Raw genomic sequence first — 14,413 nt, forward strand, 5'->3', positions numbered from 1 at the left:
ATCGCCGCACGGGGAATGGTTACCGCAGCGTAACTTACTGACGGGTTACCCTCGGTAAGTTCCGCTGCTAGCTTGCGCTCACCCGTATATCGGAGCAGAGCGAGGAGTGAGCTGTGAGCCGCAAGAACACCCGTTCGCGTTCCACCTTCAGGACCGCGGAGCCGGATACATCGGTTACATCGGCTGTGTCGGTTACGTCGGTTGCGTCCCAAGGCCGGCCGCGACGTGCCGGCGCCGCACGAGCGCTGGCCGTCGCCGTGACGGCGACCGCCTGCGCGATCACGTGCGCCGTACCCGCCACGGCCGCCGAGGGGGCGGAGCCCGTGGTGTCCCGGGGTGTGACGATCCCCGACTTCTACACCCCGCCCACCGAACTCCCCCCGGCGAACGGCGCGTTGATCCGCCATGAGCCGCTCCCTCTGGGGCTGAGCATTCCGGGCCTCGACGGCCGCCCGATGCCCGGCACGGCCACCCGGCTGATGTACAGGTCGACCGACTCCAACGGGCAGCCGGTCGCGGTGACCGGCGCCTACATCGAGCCGTCCGCCGCCTGGAAGCGCGGAGGCCCCCGGCCGCTGGTGGCGGTGGCCGCCGGCACGATGGGCCAGGGCGACCAGTGCGCGCCCTCGATGGCGCTCCAGTACCCGCTGACCCTGAACGGCGAGACGGTGTCGGTCGGTTACGAGGCCCTGGCCATCTACCGGCTGCTCGCCGCCGGTACCGCGGTCGTCGTCACCGACTACGTCGGACTCGGCGCGACCGACCGGCTGCACACCTACGTCAACCGGGTCGACGAGGGACACGCACTGCTGGACGCGGCCCGCGCCGCGCACGCCGTGCCAGGCGCGTCCATCACGACCGGCTCGCGCACGGGTCTGTACGGATACAGCCAGGGCGGCGGGGCCAGCGCCTCGGCCGCCGAGCTGCAGCCCTCCTACGCGCCCGACGTCGAACTGTCCGGCACCTATTCGGGGGCGCCGCCCGCAGATCTGACCGCCGTCATGAAGGGCATCGACGGCAGCGCCCTCGCCGGTGCGCTGGCCTGGTCGATCAACGGCTTCGCCCAGTCCGACACCGACGTCCGGGACGTCGTCGAGGCCAACATCAACGCCGCGGGCAAGGCGGCGCTGAAGGACGCCTCGACCATGTGCGTGGGCGACGCGATCCTCGGCTACGGCTTCGCCAAGAGCAACAAGTGGACCAACAGCGGCGCGTCCATAGGTGACGTCATCGCTGCCGAGCCCCGCGCGCGGGCCGCCCTCGACAAGCAGCGCATCGGCACCCTCAAGCCGGCCGGACCGGTGCGCCTGGCGACCGGCGTCCAGGACGACATCGTCCCGCACGGACAGGCCCGGCAACTGGCCGTGGACTGGTGCCGCAAGGGCGCCGACGTCACCTACGACGCCATCATCCTGCCCAACCTGGGCGACAAGCTCCTCACCAACCACGTGGTGCCGCTCATCACCGACCAGGGCGACGCGATCTCATGGCTGACCGACCGGCTCGCGGGCCGGCCGGCCACGTCCAACTGCTGGAGCATGCCGATCCAGCCCTGACCCGGCCCGTCCGTCCCGGGGCGGCGTCGCGGGTCAGTACGCATCCCGTTCCGCCGCCTCCGCGACGCGCTTGATGTGCGCCAGCCGCCGGTCCGGGGTGCTGTTGCCCTCGCCCGGCTCCACCCCCGGGAACGCCCTGGCCCAGCGGTACGCCAGATACGTCGGCGGCTCGACCTTCTCCACCCGTACCGGGAAATCGCCGTACTCGGAGTTCTTCAGGGTTGCACGTAAAGCCTCGGGGGCAACCGGCGGGTTGCGCGTTGCTGTGTCGAAAGCCCGTTGTCCCGGCGGGGCGATGGGCGCGATCATGGGCCCGTCCCGCCCATCACTTGTCTCGTGAGGAGTCGCGCATGTCAGTGCCGGCCGACCCGACGGTGCTCCACCCGATGCCCGGCCAGCCACGCGTCGTGCAGCTCAGACCACTGGTGAAGTCCCCGCTGATCGAGGTGGGGGAGTACTCGTACTATGACGACCCGGACGAGCCCACCGCGTTCGAGACGCGCAATGTGCTCTACCACTACGGCCCGGAGAAGCTGGTCATCGGCAGGTTCTGCGCGCTCGGCACCGGGGTGCGGTTCATCATGAACGGTGCCAACCACCGTATGGACGGCCCCTCCACCTTCCCGTTCCCGACCATGGGCGGATCGTGGACGGACCACTTCGACCTGCTGACCGGACTGCCGGGCCGGGGCGACACCGTCGTCGGCAATGACGTCTGGTTCGGGCACAGCGCCACCGTGCTGCCCGGGGTGCGCATCGGGCACGGCGCGATCATCGGCAGCGGCTCCGTGGTCACCAAGGACGTGCCCGACTACGGGATCGTCGGCGGCAACCCGGCGCGTCTCCTGCGGACCCGCTACAGCGAACGGGACATCGCCCGGCTGCTCGCGGTGGCCTGGTGGGACTGGCCGGCGGAGCACATCACCGAGCACGTGCGGACGCTGATGTCGGGCAGTGTCGACGAACTGGAGGCCGCGGCCCCGCCCGTGTGACATCCGGAGCGTTCCCTCTGTCGCGCCACCGTTGCGCGGCGGCGGACCGCGGCACGCGGAATACTCGTGTGCGGGGGCCGGGGGCCGGGGGCCGGGGGCCGGGGGCCGGGGGCGCGGGCTAGGGTTTGCGTCATGCACATTGTTCAGATCTACGGCTGACGCCGACGGGGCAGTGCCCCGCCCGCGTCCGGCATGACCGTTGCGCGCGTCCACGACCCGGCAGATCCGCCGGGGTGGCCGACGCGCCGGTCTGTCGTGTCCATTCCGCCGTAGACCCGAAATGAGTGATCCTCCATGTCCCGTCCCCGTCCCCATTCCCGCGCCCACATCGCGATGGTCGGTGTCTCCGCCGTCAGCCACGTGCTGCCGAGCCTTGAGGTCATCCGCGAACTGGTGGCCCGCGGCCACCGGGTGACCTACGCCAACGCCCCGATGGTGGCCGACCGGATCAAGGCCACCGGAGCAGAGCTGGTCCCGTGCGCGACCGTACTGCCGGCCGACAACATCTGGCCCGACGACCCCATCGCCGCGATGAGCCTCTTCTTCGAAGACTCCGTCCAGGCCCTCCCACAGCTGCGGGCCTTCTACGACGAGGACCCCGCGGACCTCTATCTGTACGACATCGGCGCGTACGCCGCGCGTGCGCTGGCCGAATCGCAGAACCGCCCCCTCATGCAACTGTCCCCGGCCATCGTCGGCTGGGAGGGCTACGGAGAGGACGTGGCGGCGCAGCTCTGGAAGCTTCCCGGCGCCGACGCGTACCGGGCGGGGTTCAGCCGGTGGCTCGCCGAGTGCGGTGCCACCACCACCGACATGGACGTCTTCTGCAGCCGCCCCGCGAACACCCTCGCCCTGATCCCCCGGGCGATGCAGCCGCACGGCGACGACGTCGACACGGACACGGTGACGTTCGTCGGCTCGTGCACCGGCCCGCGTGACGGCGAGCAGACCTGGACCCGGCCCGCGGACGCGGAGCGGGTCCTGCTGGTCTCGCTCGGTTCGGCGTACACCGACCGGCCCGAGTTCTACCGCCAGTGCCTGGCCGCGTACGGCGACCTGCCGGGCTGGCACGTGGTGCTCCAGGTCGGCAGGCACACCGACCGGCGCGAGCTCGGTGACATCCCGTCCAACGTCGAAGTGCACTCCTGGGTGCCCCAGCCGTCGATCCTGGAGCAGGCCGATGCCTTCGTGACCCACGCGGGCATGGGCGGCAGTTCCGAGGGGCTCTTCGCCGGCGTCCCGATGATCGCCGTCCCCCAGGGCGTCGATCAGTTCATGAACGCCGACCGGCTCGTGGAGCTCGGCGTGGCCCGCCGTATCGACACGGAGGACGCCACGGCCGACGCGCTGCGGACCGCCCTCGTCGAGCTGGTCGACGATCCGGTGGTCGCGCGTCGTTCGGCGCGGCTGCGCGCGGAGGTGAGGTCCGAGGGCGGCACCATGAGGGCCGCGGACCTCATCGAGGAGCTGCTGGCCTGAACTCCCGGACGCACGCGGTGGGGTGACGAGCGGCGCCCCGCCGCTCGTCGTCGTCGGGCGGTCAGCCCGGGGCCTTGCGGCTGAGGGCCTCCCATGCCTCGTAGAGCCCGGTCCTGGCCCGGTTCAGTTCCTGGACCTGGTCATAGGACTGGGCGCCTACGACGAGCCGTCGGGGCGGGTCCGGCAGCGCGGCCAGCTCCATGAGCACGGGCGCGGCCGTGGCCGGGGGCGGTCCGGTCTCGTCGCCCCACATCTCGGACAGCTCGGCGCGCAGGGCTTCGTAGTGCGGGAGGGCCTCGGTCATCGTGGTGCCCTGGGTGAACAGGCCGGTGTCGTAGCCGCCCATCTCCACGACGGTGACCTTGATGCCGAACCGCTCGACCTCCATCGCCAGCGCCTCGCTGACCGAACTGAGCGCCGCCTTGCCCGCACCGTAGAAACCGACCGACGCCATGCCGCCGCCGGCCCCCATCGAGGTGATCTGCAGGATGCGGCCGGAGCCCTGTGCTCGCAGATGGGGCAGGACGGCCTGGGTGACCCAGACGGCACCGAAGAGGTTGACGTCCAGATGCGCCCGGATCTGTTCCTCCGTGGCTTCCTCCACCATTCCGTAGAGCATGCCGCCGGCGTTGTTGACCACGACGTCGAGCCGGCCGAAGGCCGCGGCCGCGAGGTCCGCTGCGTCGAACACGGCCCTGCGGTCGGAGACGTCCAGCGGCAACCGGACGAGAGTGTCCGGGTACGCCTCGGCCAGGGCCGTGAGCGGTTCGACGTCGCGGGCCGAGGCCACGACACGGTCCCCGGCGGCCAGGGCCGCCTCAGTGAACGCTCTGCCCAGGCCCCGTGAAGCGCCGGTGATGAACCAGACTTTGGCGGTCGTCATCGAATCCCATCCGTCGAAGCGAGACGGTGCGTCTCGTCTCGGTAGAGTGTGCAGGCTTCCCATGACCTTGTCAACACGAACCGGTCCGTCTCGTTGAGGTGGTACCTTGCCCCCATGTCCCAGTCCATACAGCCGGACCGCTCCCGGCGAAGCGAACATTCGCGGCGGGCGATCCTCGAGGCGACCCGCGCGCTGGTCTCCGAGGTCGGGTACGGCAAGGTGGCGATCGAGACCATCGCCGCTCGGGCCGGTGTCGGCAAGCAGACGATCTACCGCTGGTGGCCGTCCAAGGGTGCGGTGATCTTCGATGCCTTTCTGGCGCTCAGTGAGGGCGCCGAGGGGCAGGGCGCGGCGCTGCCGGACACCGGCGACATCGAGGCCGACCTGCGCGCGGTCATGCGGACGACGGCGGCCGAGTTCGCCGACCCGGAGTTCGAGAAGCCGGTCCGGGCGCTCAACAACGAGATCAGCAACGACCCCGAGCTCGCCGCGCAGTACCGCGAGAAGCTGGCCGGGCCGGTGGACGAGGCCAAGAAGGAGCGGCTGCGCAGCGCGCAACGGGCCGGTCAGCTGGCCGCCGACGCCGATCTCGACCTGGTCCTGGAGGTGCTCTACGCGCCGCTGTTCCAGCGCTGGCTGCATCGCTCGGGCCCGCTGACCGACGAGTACGCCGACGCGCTCGTCGATGTCGCGCTCAGGGCCTTCCGGCCGTGAGCGCGTTCGAAGACAGAGCTGCGGGGCCGCGCGGTGTGTTCACCGTGCGGCCCCGGGCCGTTGGACTGTGGTGCGGGTGAGGGGTCAGCCCTTGCGGGCGGTGACCTCGTCGGTCAGCTGCGGCACGACGTTGAAGAGGTCACCCACCACGCCGTAGTCGACGAGGTCGAAGATCGGCGCCTCCGCGTCCTTGTTGATCGCGACGATCGTCTTCGACGTCTGCATCCCGGCCCGGTGCTGGATCGCACCCGAGATACCCGACGCGATGTACAGCTGCGGCGAGACGGACTTACCGGTCTGGCCGACCTGGTTGGTGTGCGGGTACCAGCCCGCGTCCACCGCCGCCCGTGAGGCACCGACCGCCGCACCCAGCGAGTCCGCGAGCGCCTCGATCACCGCGAAGTTCTCCGCACCGTTGACACCCCGGCCACCCGAGACCACGATCGCGGCCTCCGTCAGCTCCGGACGCCCCGTCGACTCACGCGGGGTCCGGGAGACGACCTTCGTACCCGTGGCCTGCGCCGAGAACGACACCGTCAGGGCCTCGACGGCACCGGCCGCCGCAGCCGCCTCGACCGGGGCCGAGTTCGGCTTGACCGTGACAACCGGGACACCCCTGGAAACACGGGACCTGGTGGTGTACGAGGCGGCGAACGCGGCCTGCGTGGCAACCGGGCCCTGATCCCCGGCCTCCAGATCGACGGCGTCGGTGATGACGCCCGACCCGATCCGGACCGCGAGACGGGCCGCGATCTCCTTGGCCTCCGCCGAGGACGGCAGCAGCACCGCGGCCGGCGACACCGCGTCGAAGGCGGCCTGCAGCGCGTCCACCTTCGGCACGACCAGGTAGTCGGCGAACTCCGAGGCATCCGCCGTCAGCACCTTGACCGCACCGTGCTCGGCGAGCGTGGCGGCGGTGTCCGCGGCACCCCGGCCCAGGGCGACAGCGACGGGCTCACCGATACGCCGGGCGAGCGTCAGCAGCTCCAGCGTGGGCTTGCGGACGGCACCGTCCACATGGTCGACATAGACAAGAACTTCAGTCATGGGTCTTCAATCTCCTGCGTGTACGAGAGAGGCGGGGGAGGCGAGGGGGACAGCCGGAACTCAGATGAACTTCTGGCCGGCCAGGAACTCCGCCAGCGCCTTGCCGCCCTCGCCCTCGTCCTTCACGATCGTGCCCGCGGTACGGGCCGGACGCGCATCCGCGGAATCGACCACGGTCCAGGAACCGCCCAGACCCACCTCACCGGCCTCGATCCCCAGATCATCCAGATCCAGCGACTCGACCGGCTTCTTCTTCGCCGCCATGATCCCCTTGAACGACGGATACCGCGCCTCGCCCGACTGGTCGGTCACCGACACCACCGCCGGCAACGACGCCTCCAACTGCTCAGAGGCCGTGTCACCGTCCCGACGACCCCGCACGACACCGCCCTCGACCGACACCTCCGACAGCAGCGTCACCTGCGGCACCCCCAGCCGCTCCGCGAGCAGCGCCGGAACCACACCCATCGTGCCGTCCGTCGACGCCATCCCCGCGATCACCAGGTCGTAACCGGTCTTCTCGACCGCCTTCGCCAGCACCAACGACGTACCGATCACATCCGTGCCGTGCAGATCGTCGTCCTCGACGTGAACAGCCTTGTCCGCACCCATCGACAACGCCTTGCGCAACGCGTCCTTGGCATCCTCCGGACCCACCGTCAACACGGTGACCTCCGCGTCATCGACCCCGGCCGCGATCTGCAACGCCTGCTCGACCGCGTACTCATCCAGCTCCGACAACAGCCCGTCGACATCCTCACGATCCAACGTCAGGTCATCGGCGAAATGCCGGTCACCGGTCGCGTCGGGCACGTACTTCACACAGACAACGATCCTCAAGCTCACGCCGGCTCTCCTCACTGATGCGGTTCGTGATCCGACTCTATGGCACTCAGTACCCTGAGTAAAGGTACGCAGTGCCGGACGGCTGCTTCTGGTGCTACGTTTCCGCCATGACCGATGACCGCGGACCGGCCAAGAAGCCGCCCATGCGTGACGTGCTCGCGGAGGCTGCCTTCGGGCTCTTCATGGAGCGCGGGTTCGAGCGGACCACGGTGGACGACATCGTCGCCAGGGCGGGGGTCGGGCGGCGGTCCTTCTTCCGCTACTTCCCGTCGAAGGAGGACGCGGTCTTCCCCGATCACGAGCGGTGCCTCGCGGACATGACCGCGTTCCTGGAGGCAGCCGGTGACGGCGATCCGGTGGACACGGTGTGCGACGCGGCCCGGCTCGTCCTGCGGATGTACGCGGTGAACCCGGAGTTCTCCGTGCAGCGTTACCGGCTCACCCGGGAGGTGCCCGGTCTGCGCACCTATGAACTCTCCGTCGTACGCCGCTACGAACGGACCCTCGCCGGCTACCTGGAGCGGCGCGGCGACGGCACCAGGGAGGCCGCGCTGCGCGCCGAGGTGATCGCCGCCTCCGTGGTCGCGGCGCACAACAACGGCCTCCGGTCCTGGCTGCGTTCGGGCGGGCAGGGCGATGCGGGCGCCGAGGTGGACCGGGCGCTCGAACTCGTCCGCACGGTGTGGGGACAGGCGTCCGCACGGCCCGCCGCGACCACTGCCGAGGACGAGGTGATCGTGATGGTCGCCGCGAAGGGCGCCCCCATGTGGCGCGTGGTGCAGCGCATCGAATCCGCTCTCGGCCAGGACTGAGCGGCCGACGGGGCGACGCTTCGGCAAGTTTCGGCACTCAGTACCTTTACGTGCTGGCACTAAGTGCCATACGGTGCCGGTGTGCCGTCGCCGGCGGTGCGGCGCACCCAGTCGAGCGCGGGAGGCCGAGACGTGTTCAGTACCGGAACCGATGTGGGGCGGACGGCCTGCGACCCGGCGGATCCGCATACCGTGGAGGGGCTGGTCTACCAGCTGTGCCGATGGTGCGGCACCGCCTCGTTCCGCAAACTGCTGTGCCCCGTCTGCGCGTCGAGCGATCTCGAACCGGAACGGAGCGACGGTCACGGCGTCGTCGTACGGTCCAGCGTCGTGAACCGCTATTCGCGGGTGATGCGGAACGAGTCGCTGGTCCGCTTCCCGGAGGGATTTGTGTACCGGTGCCGGATCGTGGGAGCGGCGCCCCACCTGGTGAGCGTCGGTGACCGGGTCCGGCCCGTGGGCGGCACGACCTCGGAGGCGGGCGAGGTGGTCCTCGAACTCTGCGACCCGCCCCTCACGGCGGGCTGGTACTGACGCCGCGGCGGCCCGGCAGGCCCCGTTTCACTCGACCCGCAGAACGTGTTTGCCGCGTACGCCGCCCGCTTCGAGGGCGCGGTGGGCGTCCGCGATGTCCGCGAGGGGGCGGACGGTGTCCACGACATGGCGGATGCTGCCGTCCTCGGCGTACCGGGCCAGCCGGGTGAGCAGCCCGGTGTCCGGGTTGCCGCTGAAGAACCGCACGCGCCCGGAGCCGTGGCGGATCGAGGTGAGGAGGTAGGAGAGCGAGCGGAGGGTGTTCTCGATGTCGAAGGACACGGCCACCATGCGCCCGCCCGGGGCCAACAGCCGCCGGAAGTCGCGGTGCCGGGTGCCGACCGTGTCCAGGACGACGTCGAAGGCGCCCAGTTCCGCGGGGCCGGTCGTCCGGTAGTCGAAGGCCTCGTCGGCTCCCAGGCCGCGGACGAAGCCGAGGTTCTTCGCCCCCGCGAGAGCGGTGACACGGGCGCCGAGCAACTTGCCGACCTGGACCCCGATGCTGCCGACCCCGCCACTGCCTCCGCGTACCAGAAGCCGCTCACCGGGTCTGAGGGCGGCCTTGTCGGTCAGCGCGGTCAGGCTCGTCGTGCCGCCTGCCAGCAGGGAGACGGCCTGTTCGGGCGTCAGGTTCTCCGGGGCGGGCGAGATGTTCCGGGTGGTGACGGCGACGTACTCCGCCGCGCTGCCCAGCCGCCGCGGCAGCACACCCCACACGCGTTCGCCCGCGCGCACCCCGGTCACGGACGGACCCAGCGCGGCGATCTCGCCCGCGAAGTCGATCCCGGTGCGCTGGGGGAAACGACGCCCCGTCACCAGGCGTACCTTTCCGGCCCGGCCGTACAGCTCACCGCCGTTCACCCCGACCGCCCGGACGCGGACCAGCACCTCGCCGGGCTTGACGTCCGGCACGGGCACCTTGCCCACGTACAGCACCTCCGGAGGGCCGTACCGGTCGTAGAGGGCCGCGCGCATCTCGTCCACGTGTCCTGTCCTGCTCTGCCTCGGGAACCGTAAGCGGAATCATGTTTCCGCTTCCTTCTCCTCGAAGCTAACAGGCTAAGTGGATGGTGCCTTCCACTTACCGTAAAGTGAGAGACATGCCTGCTCAGCCCTCTCGGAAGCGCCCCTCCGCGGCCGGTGAAGCCTCGGCGTCCGCCGCCCCGGCCGGTCTGCGGGCCGACGCCCGGCACAACCGTGACCGCATCCTCGAAGCCGCCCGGGAGGCCTACGCGGCCCAGGGCATCGACGTGCCGGTCACCACGATCGCCCGGCGGGCCGGTGTCGGGGTCGCCACGCTCTACCGGCGCTTCCCCACGCGCGCCGCCCTCGTCACGGAGGCCTTCTCCGAGCAGCTCGCCGTGTGCGTCGCGGCCCTCGACTCGGCGCTGCGAGACCCCGACCCCTGGCGCGGCTTCTGCTCGCTCATCGAGAAGGTGTGCGCGATGCAGGCCACCGACCGGGGATTCACCGCCGCGTTCCTCTCCCGGTTCCCCGACGCCGTGGACCTCGACGGCGAGCGGGTCCGCGCGGAGGAGGGAATCGCCCGACTGGTGCGGCGCGCGCAGGAGTCGGGGCAGCTCCGCGCCGACTTCGACCCCAGCGACGTCACGCTCCTGCTGCTGGCGAACAACGGCGTCGCCGGGGACTCACCGGAGATCTCGGCGGCCGCGTCCCGGCGCCTGACCGGCTATCTGCTCCAGTCCTTCCGGGCCGGGCACGCCGCGCCCCTCCCGCCGCCCGCCCCGCTGGAACTGAACCGCATCCACCGGCTCCCGACAGGTCCGTGACTCGGCCGGCCCGCTCATCCGCCTGTGCCGACCGCCCGAACCGGCCGGGTGAACACGGTCTTACTGGCCCCGTACAGGTTCGTCGGCCATACTGCCCGCCGTGGAGCAGCGCATAGATCCGAACACTCAGCCCGCGTACGCCGCAGGGACAGACCCGGCGTACATCCCTGGTCTCACGGCCCCCCGAGCCACCGGAAAGGCGGACGAGGAGCCGGAGCGGACCGAGGAGCCCGCACCAGAGGACGCCGTGCCCGAGGACGCCGCGCCCGCCGAGGCGGAGGCCGCGTCCGAGGGCGCGGAATCCGGCGGCGAGGCCGTCGCAGAGGCGGCGGACGACGAGGAGGACGAGGACGAGAAGGCGAACACGGACGAGGACGGTCCCGCGTTCGAGGTGAGCGACCGCCGCGGCTCGATCACCGCGGACCGTGCGGGCATCCGGTTCACGCTGGACGACCAGGAGGCCGACTTCCGCTGGGACGAGATCGGCGCGGTGGAGCTGAAGCCGGCCCGGTTCGGCCGCCGGTTCACGATCACGGTCCACATGTCGAGCATGCGGTGGTTCAACGCCGAGGTCGAGGCGGCGGCCAGGAGCAGCCTCAAGGAGTGGACGGAAGGCTTCGACGCGGTCCTGGACGCCTACTTCGAGGAGTCCTGACCGGCGGCGGCCGACGCGGAGTCCTGACCGGTGCCTGACGCGGAGTCCTGACCGGTGGCCGGCGCGGCCGGGCCCGTACCGGGACGCGGGCCGGGGCCGAGGAGCGCGCGGCGGATGTGCGGCCAGGCGGCCGCTCCGAGCGCCGCGTCGGCCGCCGGTGAGCCGCCGTGCCGGAAGGTGCCGGACGCGGGCACGGCCCCCTCGCCGGGCAGCCGCGGCCGGTGTCCCGCGTCGGCGCGGGTGACCAGCCGGACGGGGAGGCCTGCCGCCCGCCGCCGGGCGGCCAGTTCCCGCGCGTACCGGAGCGAGGGCCACATCAGGTCGTCCCCGCCCGCGACCAGCACGAGTTCGGTGGCGGACCTCTCGACCGGGATGGCCGCGGCGGGAACCCGGTCCGGGCGGGCCCGCACGCTCTGTTCGTACCAGCCGAGGACCGAGACCGGGGCGCCCGCCGGCTCGGAGGCCGTCCAGCCGGTGTCGTAGGGAACGAACGGCAGCGGCTGCCCGCGCCAGGTCCAGGAGGACCGGTGGGGCGTCGTCGAACCGTCCCGGCCGGGGCCGATGTTCGCCCAGGTCAGCGAGGTGGGGGAGAGCGCCACCACGGCGTCGATGCCGGGCTGGAGCACGGACAGGTGCAGTGCGGCCTCCGCGCCCTTGGAGACGCCCAGGACACTGATGCGGCGGGCCCCCTCCGCGCGGAGCCGGTCGAGCGCGGAGGCGAAGGTCTCCAGCGGGACTTCGCAGATGCCCGGCGGCTGTCCGGGGCCGCCGAACCAGCGGATCGAGAGGGCGGCCAAGCCCTCCCGGGCCAGCAGCCGGCACCGCTCGTCCTCGATCCGCCCGCTGGACCCGGAGAGCACGAGCACCCCGGCGTCGCCGCCGTGCGCGGGCGCGGCGCGGAAACCCGTCCAGGCATCCGCGCCGCGCCCGCCCGCGGCATCCGCGCCGCCCTCGACGATGTCAGGCACAGGCACAGGCACAGGCCTAGGCGTCGGCCAGCACCACGGAACGGGTGAGGTGGCGCGGGCTGTCCGGGTCGAGGCCGCGGGCGGCGGCGCGGGCGATGGCCAGGCGCTGGACGCGGACCAGTTCGGCCAGCGGGTCCAGACCGCTCTCCACCCAGCGGGCGCCGGTCTCCTCGACCTGCTCGCGCAGGCCCTCGGGGGCGGTGCCGAACATCCAGGTCGCGGTGCCCGTGGTGGCGATGCTGATGGGGCCGTGGCGGTACTCCATCGCGGCGTACGCCTCCGTCCAGGACAGCGAGGCCTCCTTCATCTTCAGCGCGGCCTCGTTGGCGAGACCGGCCGTCCAGCCGCGGCCGAGGAAGGTGAACTGGGTGCAGTCCAGCAGCCCTTCGGGCAGCGGTTCGGCCAGCGCGGTCTCCGCGTCGCGGACCACGGCGTCGGTGTGCAGACCGAGGTGGGCACGGAGCAGGGTCAGCAGCGTGGTCGCGAAGCGGGTCTGCACGACGGACTGCTCATCGGCGAAGTCGAGCACCACGACCGCGTCCGCGGATGTCATCACCGGGGTCTGCGGGTCACCGGTGATGGCCACTGTCGGGGTGACGCCGCGCAGCCGGTCGAGGAGTTCGAGCACCTCGGTCGTGGTGCCGGAACGGGTGAGGGCCACGACCCGGTCGTAGCGGCGGCCGAACGGGAACTCCGAGGCGGCGAAGGCATCGGTCTCGCCCTGGCCGGAGTCCTCACGGAGCGAGGCGTATGCCTGAGCCATGTAGAACGAGGTGCCGCAGCCGACCACGGCGATGCGCTCGCCGGACGCGGGCAGTACGGCCGCCTGGCTCTGCGCCAGATCCGCGGCGCGACGCCAGCAGTCCGGCTGACTGGCTGTCTCGATCTCGACAAATGACACTTTTGCACTCCGTACTGGTGATGGGATGCTCGTAAACGCACGGTATACGGGATGTGCAAGCATTATCAAGCATTTTTCTTGCAGGTGACTTGACTCGCGAGGGCCTTGTGCGACGCTTGCGCGAGCCCGGTGATTGGTGCCCAAGGGGATGGGCGCACGCGGCCGGACCTGTGAGGAGAGTGCACGTGTCCAGGGATACCCGGTGGAACTCACTGCTGGAGCTCGTAGGCAAGCATGGCCGGGTGGACGTCGAGGACGCCGCGAAGGTGCTGGATGTCTCGGCGGCGACCATCCGCCGAGATCTGGACCAGCTCGCCGACCAGCAGCTGCTCACCCGTACGCGGGGCGGCGCGGTCGCGCACGGGGTCAGTTACGAGCTGGCGCTGCGGTACAAGACGGGGCGCAACGCCCCGGAGAAGCAGGCCATCGGCCGCGCCGTGGCCGAACTGGTCGCGGTCGGTGAAGTGGTGGGGCTGACCGGCGGCACCACCATCACCGAGGTGGCCCGCGCGCTCGCCGTCCGCTCCGACCTGGTGGGGGACGCCGCCGCGGGGGCGGCCGGGCAGCCGACCCTGACCGTGGTCACCAACGCCCTCAACATCGCCAACGAGCTGGTGATCCGGCCGCAGATAAAGATCGTGGTGACCGGCGGGGTGGCCAGGCCCCAGTCGTACGAGCTGACGGGCCCGCTGGCCAGTGGCGTACTCGGTGAGATCACGCTGGATGTCGCTGTGCTGGGGGTCAACGCCATCGACACCGAACGCGGCGCGTACGTCCACCACGAGGGCGAGGCCAGCATCAACCGGCTGCTCGCCCAGCAGGCCCAGCGGGTGGTGGTGGCGGCCGACTCCTCGAAGATCGGCAAGCGGGCCTTCGCCCGGGTCTTCGACCTCGGGCTGATCGACTTCCTGGTCACCGACAAGGGCATCCCGGCCGAGGCGACGGCCCGTTTCACGGAGGCCGGCGTCACCGTCATCGCCGTCTGAACCTTCTGTACCGAGCTGAACGAGTCGGCCGAACGGCGGGCCGCCCCACCCGAAGGGTGCGGGCGGCCCGCCGTTTCGCGTGCCCTGGACCGCGTCCGGCAGTGCTGGAACATGCGCTTACGCGTGCTTGATCGATCACAACCAAGCATGCAGAGACCGGATTTGAGGGGTTGGCAGCGTCGGCTGCGGTCGCTTCACGACCACCTTGTGCCTCTTCTGTGCATATTTCGATCCGCCGGGTGTGCCGGCA

General features: G+C 71.1%; 16 protein-coding genes. 9 read left to right on the forward strand and 7 right to left on the reverse strand.

Annotated elements, in window-relative coordinates; genetic code table 11:
* The first annotated feature begins 185 nt into the window (after window positions 1-185).
* Window positions 186-1,556: a lipase family protein gene (locus OG892_RS31155; protein WP_073737585.1), complete on the forward strand. Its 1,371-nt coding sequence runs from the start codon at window positions 186-188 to the stop codon at window positions 1,554-1,556.
* A gap of 33 nt (window positions 1,557-1,589) precedes the next feature.
* Here OG892_RS31155 and OG892_RS31160 read toward each other — a convergent pair whose 3' ends face one another.
* Window positions 1,590-1,865: a hypothetical protein gene (locus tag OG892_RS31160; RefSeq protein WP_242436811.1), complete on the reverse strand. Its 276-nt coding sequence runs from the start codon at window positions 1,863-1,865 to the stop codon at window positions 1,590-1,592.
* A 41-nt stretch (window positions 1,866-1,906) separates the two neighbouring features.
* On the opposite strand from OG892_RS31160, the gene OG892_RS31165 reads away from it, so the two are divergent.
* Complete coding sequence (locus OG892_RS31165) at window positions 1,907-2,548, forward strand: CatB-related O-acetyltransferase (RefSeq protein WP_371630809.1); 642 nt, start codon at window positions 1,907-1,909, stop codon at window positions 2,546-2,548.
* 294 nt (window positions 2,549-2,842) lie between these two features.
* Window positions 2,843-4,027 (forward strand): macrolide family glycosyltransferase, encoded by a 1,185-nt coding sequence (locus OG892_RS31170; RefSeq protein ID WP_328865011.1) that lies wholly within the window; start codon window positions 2,843-2,845, stop codon window positions 4,025-4,027.
* A 61-nt stretch (window positions 4,028-4,088) separates the two neighbouring features.
* Here the strand turns inward: OG892_RS31170 and OG892_RS31175 are convergent, their stop codons facing one another.
* Entirely contained in the window at window positions 4,089-4,910 is an 822-nt protein-coding gene (locus tag OG892_RS31175; RefSeq protein WP_371630810.1) for an SDR family NAD(P)-dependent oxidoreductase, read from the reverse strand.
* A 114-nt stretch (window positions 4,911-5,024) separates the two neighbouring features.
* On the opposite strand from OG892_RS31175, the gene OG892_RS31180 reads away from it, so the two are divergent.
* On the forward strand, window positions 5,025-5,624 hold the full coding sequence (locus OG892_RS31180) for a TetR/AcrR family transcriptional regulator (RefSeq protein WP_371630811.1): 600 nt from the start codon (window positions 5,025-5,027) through the stop codon (window positions 5,622-5,624).
* Window positions 5,625-5,708: 84 nt separating this feature from the next.
* Here OG892_RS31180 and OG892_RS31185 read toward each other — a convergent pair whose 3' ends face one another.
* Together OG892_RS31185 and OG892_RS31190 are read right to left on the reverse strand one after the other, a co-directional pair.
* Window positions 5,709-6,671 carry an electron transfer flavoprotein subunit alpha/FixB family protein gene (locus OG892_RS31185; RefSeq protein ID WP_327335428.1) on the reverse strand — a complete coding sequence of 321 codons (963 nt, stop codon included), beginning with the start codon at window positions 6,669-6,671 and terminating at the stop codon, window positions 5,709-5,711.
* A gap of 60 nt (window positions 6,672-6,731) precedes the next feature.
* Window positions 6,732-7,517 (reverse strand): electron transfer flavoprotein subunit beta, encoded by a 786-nt coding sequence (locus tag OG892_RS31190; protein WP_371630812.1) that lies wholly within the window; start codon window positions 7,515-7,517, stop codon window positions 6,732-6,734.
* A gap of 107 nt (window positions 7,518-7,624) precedes the next feature.
* Between OG892_RS31190 and OG892_RS31195 the strand changes: the two genes are divergently transcribed.
* The gene (locus tag OG892_RS31195) at window positions 7,625-8,329 is read left to right on the forward strand and encodes a TetR family transcriptional regulator (RefSeq protein ID WP_073735181.1); all 705 of its coding nucleotides are present in this window, start codon (window positions 7,625-7,627) and stop codon (window positions 8,327-8,329) included.
* Between the two features lie 132 nt (window positions 8,330-8,461).
* A complete protein-coding gene (locus tag OG892_RS31200) occupies window positions 8,462-8,863 on the forward strand; it encodes a Zn-ribbon domain-containing OB-fold protein (RefSeq protein WP_073734763.1) in 402 nt (133 codons plus the stop codon).
* Between the two features lie 27 nt (window positions 8,864-8,890).
* Here OG892_RS31200 and OG892_RS31205 read toward each other — a convergent pair whose 3' ends face one another.
* Window positions 8,891-9,838, reverse strand: a complete 948-nt coding sequence (locus OG892_RS31205) for an NAD(P)-dependent alcohol dehydrogenase (RefSeq protein ID WP_371631723.1) — start codon at window positions 9,836-9,838, stop codon at window positions 8,891-8,893.
* 125 nt (window positions 9,839-9,963) lie between these two features.
* On the opposite strand from OG892_RS31205, the gene OG892_RS31210 reads away from it, so the two are divergent.
* On the forward strand, window positions 9,964-10,653 hold the full coding sequence (locus OG892_RS31210) for a TetR/AcrR family transcriptional regulator (protein ID WP_371630813.1): 690 nt from the start codon (window positions 9,964-9,966) through the stop codon (window positions 10,651-10,653).
* Between the two features lie 100 nt (window positions 10,654-10,753).
* The gene (locus OG892_RS31215; RefSeq protein ID WP_371630814.1) at window positions 10,754-11,308 is read left to right on the forward strand and encodes a hypothetical protein; all 555 of its coding nucleotides are present in this window, start codon (window positions 10,754-10,756) and stop codon (window positions 11,306-11,308) included.
* Here OG892_RS31215 and OG892_RS31220 read toward each other — a convergent pair.
* Both OG892_RS31220 and OG892_RS31225 read right to left on the reverse strand, forming a co-directional pair.
* Window positions 11,290-12,282: an acyl-CoA thioester hydrolase/BAAT C-terminal domain-containing protein gene (locus OG892_RS31220; RefSeq protein ID WP_371630815.1), complete on the reverse strand. Its 993-nt coding sequence runs from the start codon at window positions 12,280-12,282 to the stop codon at window positions 11,290-11,292. The two genes, OG892_RS31215 and OG892_RS31220, sit on opposite strands and share 19 nt — an antisense overlap.
* Window positions 12,283-12,292: 10 nt before the next feature.
* Window positions 12,293-13,177 (reverse strand): SIS domain-containing protein, encoded by an 885-nt coding sequence (locus OG892_RS31225; RefSeq protein ID WP_371630816.1) that lies wholly within the window; start codon window positions 13,175-13,177, stop codon window positions 12,293-12,295.
* Window positions 13,178-13,362: 185 nt separating this feature from the next.
* On the opposite strand from OG892_RS31225, the gene OG892_RS31230 reads away from it, so the two are divergent.
* Window positions 13,363-14,163: a DeoR/GlpR family DNA-binding transcription regulator gene (locus tag OG892_RS31230; protein ID WP_073734769.1), complete on the forward strand. Its 801-nt coding sequence runs from the start codon at window positions 13,363-13,365 to the stop codon at window positions 14,161-14,163.
* Window positions 14,164-14,413: the final 250 nt, after the last annotated feature.

It is taken from the genome of Streptomyces sp. NBC_00341 (assembly GCF_041435055.1).
In the GTDB taxonomy this organism is placed as follows: Bacteria; Actinomycetota; Actinomycetes; order Streptomycetales; family Streptomycetaceae; genus Streptomyces.

What these genes read in the sequence shown, in the direction of transcription:
- OG892_RS31210 (WP_371630813.1), top strand. Translation starts at nt 9,964, where the DNA reads ATGCCTGCTCAGCCCTCTCGGAAGCGCCCCTCCGCGGCCGGTGAAGCC.
- OG892_RS31160 (WP_242436811.1), bottom strand. Translation starts at nt 1,865, where the DNA reads ATGATCGCGCCCATCGCCCCGCCGGGACAACGGGCTTTCGACACAGCA.
- OG892_RS31180 (WP_371630811.1), top strand. Translation starts at nt 5,025, where the DNA reads ATGTCCCAGTCCATACAGCCGGACCGCTCCCGGCGAAGCGAACATTCG.
- OG892_RS31175 (WP_371630810.1), bottom strand. Translation starts at nt 4,910, where the DNA reads ATGACGACCGCCAAAGTCTGGTTCATCACCGGCGCTTCACGGGGCCTG.
- OG892_RS31185 (WP_327335428.1), bottom strand. Translation starts at nt 6,671, where the DNA reads ATGACTGAAGTTCTTGTCTATGTCGACCATGTGGACGGTGCCGTCCGC.
- OG892_RS31205 (WP_371631723.1), bottom strand. Translation starts at nt 9,838, where the DNA reads ATGCGCGCGGCCCTCTACGACCGGTACGGCCCTCCGGAGGTGCTGTAC.
- OG892_RS31170 (WP_328865011.1), top strand. Translation starts at nt 2,843, where the DNA reads ATGTCCCGTCCCCGTCCCCATTCCCGCGCCCACATCGCGATGGTCGGT.
- OG892_RS31195 (WP_073735181.1), top strand. Translation starts at nt 7,625, where the DNA reads ATGACCGATGACCGCGGACCGGCCAAGAAGCCGCCCATGCGTGACGTG.
- OG892_RS31165 (WP_371630809.1), top strand. Translation starts at nt 1,907, where the DNA reads ATGTCAGTGCCGGCCGACCCGACGGTGCTCCACCCGATGCCCGGCCAG.